This window comes from Amycolatopsis sp., assembly GCF_035276945.1.
Lineage (GTDB): Bacteria > Actinomycetota > Actinomycetes > Mycobacteriales > Pseudonocardiaceae > Amycolatopsis_E.
On the sequence record NZ_DATELF010000072.1, the window covers coordinates 105,370 to 113,404 of the forward strand.

Below are 8,035 nucleotides of genomic sequence, written 5' to 3' on the forward strand. Positions count from 1 at the left end.
AACCACCCGTTTTCCTACCCGTCTGCCTGCTTACGGGCCGCTACCCAGGCGGCTACCTGCGCGCGCGAGGTGAACCCGAGTTTGGCGAGGATGTGCTCGACGTGCCCGTCGACCGTGCGCGGTGACACCACCAGGGACTCCGCGATCTTGCGGTTGCTCAGGCCCTGCGCCACCAGCACGGCCACCTCGTGCTCGCGCCTGGTCAGCACCCCCTCGGGGTCCGGTGGCGCGGCCGTCTCCGCCCGTTCCGGACCGTCGAGCGCGTAGGAGATGGCCTGGTCGTGGTCCATGCGCCCGCCTTCGGCCAGCGCGGCCTCCCACGCTTCGGCGCGCAGCGCCCGCAGTACCTCGCGCTCGCACCGGGCGTGGTGATTGCCGAGATGCGGCCCGAAGGCGGACAAGGTCGTGCCGATCGTGCGCCAGATCGAGCGGATCGCGCCGAGCAGCCGCGCGGCGTGGCCGAACTCCTTCTTGGCCGCGGCGATCCAGGCCAGCAGCTCGATCATCAGCGCGGTGCCGACGTGGTCGTTGAACCCGCGCTGGATCAGCAGCCCGGCGCGGGTCAGTGCGGTCGCCGAAGCCAGCTCGCCGTGCGTCCAGGCATGGAAACCCAGCGCCCACAGCGCGTAGGAGCGTGCCCATCGCTCGCCGAGCTCCTCGCTGAGCGCGATCGCGCGCTCGCCGGTCTCCGCGGCCCGCTCGTCCCCCGCGTGCACCTGGGTGATGGTGAGCTGGAACATCGCCGGCAGGATGCCGCCCGCGTAACCCGCCGGGGTGAGCTTGGCGGAGGCGGACTCGAAGCAGGCGAGCGCCTCCGCGAGGTCGCCGCGGAACAGCGACCAGGTGCCACGCAGGCACAGCACCATGCCCGGCGCCACCGCATGACCGAGTTCGCCGGCCAGCTTCTCGCATTCGGTGAGCCGGGTCTCGGCTTCCGCGTAGTCGCCCTGCAGCAACATGACCCAGGCCGCTACCCACAAGGCGGTGACCCGTTCGGGCTCGTCGTGTCCCGGCAGGGCGAGCGCGCGGTCGATCCAGCGCCTGCCCTCGCTCAGGAAACCATCGGCGCACCAGTGGTAGCGCAGCGCCGTGACCAGGGACAGGGCCTTCTTCGTGGAACCGGTGGTGACGCACCATTCCAGCGCGGACCGGAGGTTACCGTGGTCCGCGCGGAGGGCGGCCAGACCCGCCTCCTGGCCGGGCCCTTCCCACTCCGCCGCGATCCGCTCGGCCAGCCGGCCGAAGAACTCCTGGTGCCTCGTGCGCACCTCGGTGTGCTCCCCGGAAGCAGCCAGCCGCTCCCAGCCGTACTCCCGGATGGTCTCCAGCATGCGATAGCGCGTCCTGCCATCCCGTTCCCCGGCCAGCAGCACCGACTGCGCGACCAACTGGTCGACCAGGTCGAGGATCTCTTCGCGGGCCAGCCCGTCACCGGCGCAAACCCCTTCCGCGGCGGCGAGGTCGAAGCCCCCCGCGAACGCTGAAAGGCGCGCCCACAGCAGCTTTTCCCCCGGCGAGCAGAGCTCGTAGCTCCAGTCGATCAGGGCGCGCAGCGTGCGCTGCCGGGGAAGCGCCGCGCGGCTGCCGCCGGTCAGCAGGCCGAACCGGTCCTCCAGCCGGTCGATCACCTCGTCCACGACCAGCGAGCGTAGCCGTGACGCGGCCAGTTCGATGGCGAGCGGGATGCCGTCCAGCCGGGCGCACAGCCGGGCCACCGCCACCGCGTTCCGCTTCGTCACCGCGAACCCTGGCCTGATCGCCACCGCGCGATCCACCAGCAGGTTCACCGACTCGTACTGGCCCAGCGCCGCCGCCGGGGGAGGGCTGTCCGGGTCGGGGGCGGACAGCGGCGGCACCAGGTAGATGTGCTCACCGGCGATGCCGAGCGCCTGCCTGCTGGTGGCGAGCACCCGCACGCGCGCGCAGGCGCGCAGCAGCCGGTCGGTGAGCGCGGCGCACGCGTCGATCAGGTGCTCGCAGTTGTCCAGCAGGACCAGGGCCTGCCGCCGGGCCAGGTGGTCGATGAGTTGTGCGACGGCCGGTTTGGTGGACTGGTCCGGAATCCCGAGCGCGGTCGCCACCGCGCGCCCGACCAGCTCCGGCTCCCGCACGGGCGCGAGATCGACCAGCCAGGCCCCGTCGGTGAACGCCCTGTGCGACTCGGTGGCGGCCTCGATCGCGAGCCGGGTCTTGCCGACTCCACCGACGCCGGTCAGCGTCACCAGCCGGCCGGCCGCCAGCCGCTGACGGACCTCGCCGATCTCGCGGCGCCGCCCGACGAAACTTGTGACCGCGACGGGCATGTTGCCCGCGTTACCGGAAGACGTCCGCTCGACCATGAGACCCAGATGATAGCCGTCGTCGGGGCCCGTTGTGGTCCAGGCGCCGGCGGGGACACCGGTCGTGCTGGAGATTGTACTAGACCAATTTTTCGGAGGCGGTTTTTCACTGGTTGAAGACCGCGATGGTCTTCGGAAAGCCCGGTCGGCGACGGTAGGAAACACCATCGATGCCAAAGGAGCCCAAGTGAGTTCGTTTGTGCGCAACCAGTGGCACGTCGCGGCCTATGGCACCGACATCGGGTGCGAGCTGTTTCCCCCCCGGACGATCCTCGGTGAGCCGATCGTCTTCTACCGGACCGAAGCCGGCGATGTCGTCGTGCTGGCCGACCGGTGCGTGCGCCGGCGTTACCGCTTTCCGAAAGTCCTGGACGGTTTCCGAAAGTCGCCTGGACGGCGACAAGATCGTCTGTGGCTGTCACGGGTTCACCTACGACCAGAGTGGCACCTACGTCTTCGTGCCCGGCCAGGCCCCGATCCCGCGCACCGCGCGCGTGCCCTCCTATTGCGGTGTGATGATCTCGGGTGGGAGCCGGGCGCGCACCTCGATCTGGTGCTGCGCCCGGCCCTGGTGCTGGGCCCGGATCTGGTGCGCCGGTGCTCACTCTGCGGCGATCCGGCGGATTCCTCGGCGCTGCAGGTGGCCGTGCCGCGTGAGCCGGAGGGGTTTCCCTCGTCGTCCGGGCGGACAGCATGCCGCCGGTCGCGCCTGCCCCGCTGGTCCAGACGGCCGCCATCGGGATAGGCCGATCGCTCGACCGCTGGCCGGATTCGGGGCGCTGATGGCTCGAAGCTGTCACGATCGGGCACGGTTCCATTCAATACCGAACTTTTCCTCCGATAGGGTGCTGGGGTGGAGGACGTTTGCTGGCTGACGGAGAAGCAGCGCCAGGCGTGGGAGGCCTACATCACCGCCGCTCACCTCGTCGAAGGGGCGGTGGCGCACCAGCTGCGGATCGGGGCCGCACTGTCACATGGTGACTACGCGCTGTTGCACCAGCTGTCGGTCTCACCGGGCAAGAGCCTCCGCATGGGTGAGATCGCTTACCTGGAGGCGGCCCCGAAAAGCCGGATCAGCTACCAGGTGGACCAACTCGTCAAGCGGGGGCTGGTGCGCCGGGAGCCGCATGCGGAGGACGGCCGGGGGCTGGTCGCCGTGCTCACGGACGAGGGCGAGCGACTGCTCGCCGAAACCGCGCCGGGGCACGTCGCGACGGTGCGCGAGCACTTCATCGACCTGCTCGACGAAGACCAGCTCGACACCCTGGAAAAGATCTCCAGCCAGCTCGCCGAGCGCCTCCGCGCCAATCGCGCCTGAGCCACCGGCCGCCCAACGCGAGTCGGCCTCTCGCGACACCCGAGTCGGCCTCTCGCGACACCTGAGTCCGGCTTTCGTGACACGCGAGTCGGCCTTTCGCGACGGGCGAGTCGGGCTTTCGTGACTCGCGGGTCGGGCTTTCGCGACGGGCGAGTCGGGCTTTCGTGGTTCTCAGATGGTGACGGTGGTGCCGTTGGCGGTGGCGGATTCCACGACCGCTTCCAGGATGCGCAAGCCGCGTACGCCCTCCTCCAGGGTCGCGCACGGCGGGAGTTCCCTGATCCCCGCGATCTGGTCCAGAAAGGACCTCGCCTGGAAGGTGAACATGTCACCGGTGCCGTGGCCCGCGCCGGCGGCATCCACCGGCAGTCCCTGCCGGACGTACGGATGCGAAGGTCCGATGTAGACTCGGCGCTCCCCGTTGGTCGCCTCGGCCGGGCCGGTGTCGGAAATGGTGAACTCGCTGGCGCGGTGCAGGTCGAAGGTCGCGGATCCCTTCGTGCAGAACATCTCGAACGCCAGCCCGTCGGGCCGCCCGTGCGTTATGCGTGAAGCCGAGAACGTGCCGATGGCGCCGTTGGCGAACCGTGCGGTGAAACTCGCGATGTCCTCGTTCTCCACCTTCGCGTACTCCCCGGTGAGCTCGGCCCGCGTGTGCCCAAGCGTAGGACCGGCCGGAACGGGCCGTTCGGTGACCACGGTGGCCAGCGTCGCGCCGCTGACCTGCGTGATCGGACCGCACACGAACTCGGCCGTGTCCACCAGGTGGCTGCCCGTGTCGGCCAGGATCCCGGAGCCGGGCCCGCCGCGGTAGCGCCAGCTCATCGGGGTGAGCGGGTCGAGGGCGTAGTCGTGCCAGACGTGGCCGTTGAAGTGCACGGGATCACCGAGCCTCCCACCGGTCACCTCGTCCCGCACCGCGCTGATCGCCGGCGAGCGCCGGTAGGTGAAGCCCACCACCGCGACCCGGTCTCTCCCCGCGGCGGCCGCGATCATCGCCCGGCCGTCGGCGGGCGACGGGGCCAGCGGCTTTTCGCACAGCACGTGCTTTCCCGCCGCCAGCAGGGCTTCCACCAGCTCCCGGTGCAGGTGGTTGGCGACCACCACGCTCACCGCGTCGACGTCCGGCGCCTCGGCGACCGCCCGCCAGTCCGGCTCCGCGCGCTCGAAACCGTACCGGCGGCGGGTGTTCTCGGCCAGCGGAGCGTTGACGTCCGCGATCGCCACCAGCCGCACCTCCGGCCGGTCCAACCCGAACACGGTGCCCGCCGACCGGTACCCCGCGGCGTGGGAGCGCCCCGCCATCCCGGCGCCGATGACGGCGACGCCGATACTTCCGTTCCGCATGTTTTCTCTTTCCCGAAGCCCCTATCCGGTTGTCTCGTGAAGCGCGCGGTCCAGCTCGTGTCTGAGCGTGTCCAGCTCCGCGCCGCCTGCCATGTGGTGGGTGAGGTCGTCGAGGGTGAGCTCGTCGCGTTTGGCGTTGAGCTCCACCTCGCCCTGCCGCAGCACCACGAAGTGGTCGCCCACCATGAAGGCGTGGTGCGGGTTGTGCGTGATGAAGATGACCCCGAGCCCGGCGTCCCGTGCGGCCGCGATGTACTTCAGCACCACGCCCGACTGCTTCACGCCGAGCGCGGCGGTCGGCTCGTCCAGGATGAGGACGCGGGCGCCGAAGTAGATCGCGCGGGCGATCGCGACACACTGCCGCTGGCCACCGGACAGGCTGCCGATCGGCTGGTCCACGTCGGGCAGCACGATGCCCATCTTTCGCAGCTCGGAGTCGGTGGTCTCGCGCATCTTGTCGATGTCAAGGCGCCGGAACGGCCACACCCCGTTGGTGGGTTCGGAGCCGAGGAAGAAGTTTCGCCATACCGGCATCAGCGGCACCACCGCGAGGTCCTGGTACACCGTCGCGATCCCGCGGTCCAGCGCCTCGCGCGGGGAGGTGAACCGGACCTGCGCACCGTCGACGAGGTAGGAGCCCTCCTCGTAGTCGTGCAGCCCCGAGATGATCTTGATCAGGGTGGACTTGCCCGCCCCGTTGTCGCCGAGCACGCAGGTCACCTCGGCCTCGCGGACGGCGACGCTGACGCCCTGCAAGGCGGAGATGTTGCCGTAGTTCTTGCCGACGTCGATCAGTTCCACGAACGGTTTGCTCATTGGTTCACCTCCGGGAGGTGCGGAGCCGCACCCACATGTTGAGCAGCGTGGCCAGCAGCAGCGTCGCACCGACGAAGAACTTCAGCCAGTCCGGGTTCCAGCCGGCGTAGACGATGCCCTGGGTGGTCATGCCGTAGATCAGCGCGCCGATCGCCGCGCCGACGGCCGAGCCGTAGCCACCGGTGAGCAGGCAGCCGCCGATCACCGCCGCCGCGATGAAGAGCAGCTCGTTGCCGACGCCGATGCCGGACTGCACCGAGTCGAACGCGAACACCTGGTGCATGCCGACGAACCAGGCGCCGAACCCGACGCCCATGAACAGCGCGATCTTGGTCCAGGTGACCGGGACGCCGACCGCGCGGGCGGAGCCGGCCTGCCCGCCGACCGCGTAGATCCAGTTGCCCGCCTTGGTGCGCAGCAGGATCCAGGTGGCGATCGCGACGAACAGGATCCACCAGAACACGGTGACCTTGACGGTGATCCCGCCAATCGGGAGGTCGGAGGCGAACACCGCCTTGGCCGAGTCGAACCCGTCCATGTCCGAAATGGAGTCGGTGGCCACGCTGCCGGTGATCAGCTTGGTGATCGCCAGGTTGAGCCCCTGCAGCATCAGGAAGGTGGCCAGGGTGATCAGAAAGCTCGGCAGCTTGGTGCGCATCACCAGGTAGCCGTTGAGGAAACCGATCGCCAGCGAAAGCACCAGCGCGGCCAGCACACCGACCCAGACGTTGGCGCTCAGCTGGTACGCCGTGATCGAAGCGGTCAGCGAAGAGGCGGTCACCGCGACGCCGGCGGAGAGGTCGAACTCCCCGCCGATCATCAGCAGCGCCACCGGAACCGCCACGATCCCGATCGTCGAGCTGGAATAGAGCACTGTGGACAGTGAAGCCGGTTCACGGAACGGCGGGGCGACCGCGAAGAACAGGACGAACACGCCGATCGCGCCGAGCAGCGAGCTCAGTTCCGGCCGCGAGACGATGCGGCGCGGGAGCGATCGTGGTTTGGCCTGGATCCTCGGGGCCTCGCCGGTCGTGGGGGAGGGGGCGAGTCCTCGAGACATGATTCCTACCGGGTCCCGTTGGCGGCGAACTGAGAAACGGCGTCGATGTTGGACTTGTCGATGAAGGCGGGACCGGTCAGTGTGGCCTTGCCGCCGCCGATGGTGTTGCCGTTGAACTTGTACAGCCACAGCGAGTCCACGGCCAGGTAGCCCTGCAGGTAGGGCTGCTGGTCCACGGCCCACTGCACGGACCCGTCCTTGATGGCCTGCACCAGGTTCTTGTTGGTGTCGAAGGTGGCCACCTTGGCCGTGCTGCCCGCGCCGCCGGCCGCCTGGACGGCCAGCATCGCCATCGGCGCGCCCAGGGTCGCCACGAAGTCGATCGAGCGGTCCTGCTGGAGCTTGGCCTGCATGGTCGACTGCGACGCCGTCTGGTCCTGACCGTTGACGTAGAGCAGTTCGGTCTGTCCCTTGAAGGTCTGCTTCAGGCCGTTGCAGCGCGCTTCGAGCGCGACCTGACCCTGTTCGTGGATGACGCACAGGGCGTGCTTGGCGCCGACCTCGTTGAGCCGGTTTCCGAAGGCCTGGCCGGCGAGGTTCTCGTCGGAGCCGAAGTACGCCATCAGCCCCGCCTGCTGCCAGTTGTCCAGTCCGGAGTTGAACCCGACGACCGGGATGTTCGCGGCCTTGATCTTGGCGACCCCGCCCGCCATGGCGTCGGGGTGGGCCAGGGTCAGCGCGATGCCGTCGACCTTCTGGTCGATCGCGTTCTGCACCAGGTTGGACTGGTTGCCCGCGTTCGGGTCGGACGAATAGATCAGCTTGATGTTGTCCTTGGCCGCGGCGGCCTCGGCACCCTTGCGGACGATGTCCCAGAAGGTGTCGCCGGGCGACTGGTGCGTGACCAGAGCGACCGTCATCCGAGGCGTGGTGGCCTTGCCTGCCGATGCGTTGGCGCCACCCTCCTCGGACTTCTTGCCCCCGGAGCTGCTGGAGCAGCCGGCGAGGGTCAGGGCAGCCGCCGCGGCCACCGCGACAACGGGGGCGATTCTGCGGGAGCGGGGGTGAGAAGAGCGGTCCATCTTTCCTGGCACCTCACTGTGCGTTGCGGGGGAAAGGGAGAGGGGGGATCACGATGATCCAGCGGCCCGGGATCTTGGCATGCCCGGGTCGTCTGCCGCAAACGCGGCGGTCGGCCTGGGACGGGATCAAACC

General features: G+C 69.3%; 7 protein-coding genes. 2 read left to right on the forward strand and 5 right to left on the reverse strand.

What is annotated here, in order from left to right:
• Positions 1-14 precede the first annotated feature (14 nt).
• Complete coding sequence (locus tag VJT49_RS12725) at positions 15-2,339, reverse strand: ATP-binding protein (RefSeq protein ID WP_324164978.1); 2,325 nt, start codon at positions 2,337-2,339, stop codon at positions 15-17.
• 311 nt (positions 2,340-2,650) lie between these two features.
• On the opposite strand from VJT49_RS12725, the gene VJT49_RS35200 reads away from it, so the two are divergent.
• Both VJT49_RS35200 and VJT49_RS12735 read left to right on the forward strand, forming a co-directional pair.
• Positions 2,651-3,214 (forward strand): Rieske 2Fe-2S domain-containing protein, encoded by a 564-nt coding sequence (locus VJT49_RS35200; protein WP_414635926.1) that lies wholly within the window; start codon positions 2,651-2,653, stop codon positions 3,212-3,214.
• Complete coding sequence (locus VJT49_RS12735) at positions 3,193-3,657, forward strand: MarR family winged helix-turn-helix transcriptional regulator (RefSeq protein WP_324164979.1); 465 nt, start codon at positions 3,193-3,195, stop codon at positions 3,655-3,657. Before VJT49_RS35200 ends, VJT49_RS12735 begins: the two co-directional genes overlap by 22 nt.
• Positions 3,658-3,828: 171 nt before the next feature.
• Here the strand turns inward: VJT49_RS12735 and VJT49_RS12740 are convergent, their stop codons facing one another.
• From VJT49_RS12740 to VJT49_RS12755, 4 genes are read right to left on the reverse strand one after another with little or no spacing between them, the layout of a single operon-like run.
• Entirely contained in the window at positions 3,829-5,004 is a 1,176-nt protein-coding gene (locus VJT49_RS12740) for a Gfo/Idh/MocA family oxidoreductase (RefSeq protein WP_324164980.1), read from the reverse strand.
• A 21-nt stretch (positions 5,005-5,025) separates the two neighbouring features.
• Complete coding sequence (locus VJT49_RS12745; protein ID WP_324164981.1) at positions 5,026-5,820, reverse strand: ATP-binding cassette domain-containing protein; 795 nt, start codon at positions 5,818-5,820, stop codon at positions 5,026-5,028.
• A 4-nt stretch (positions 5,821-5,824) separates the two neighbouring features.
• A complete protein-coding gene (locus VJT49_RS12750; protein WP_324164982.1) occupies positions 5,825-6,880 on the reverse strand; it encodes an ABC transporter permease in 1,056 nt (351 codons plus the stop codon).
• Positions 6,881-6,885: 5 nt separating this feature from the next.
• A complete protein-coding gene (locus tag VJT49_RS12755; protein ID WP_324164983.1) occupies positions 6,886-7,902 on the reverse strand; it encodes a substrate-binding domain-containing protein in 1,017 nt (338 codons plus the stop codon).
• Between the last annotated feature and the right edge of the window lie 133 nt (positions 7,903-8,035).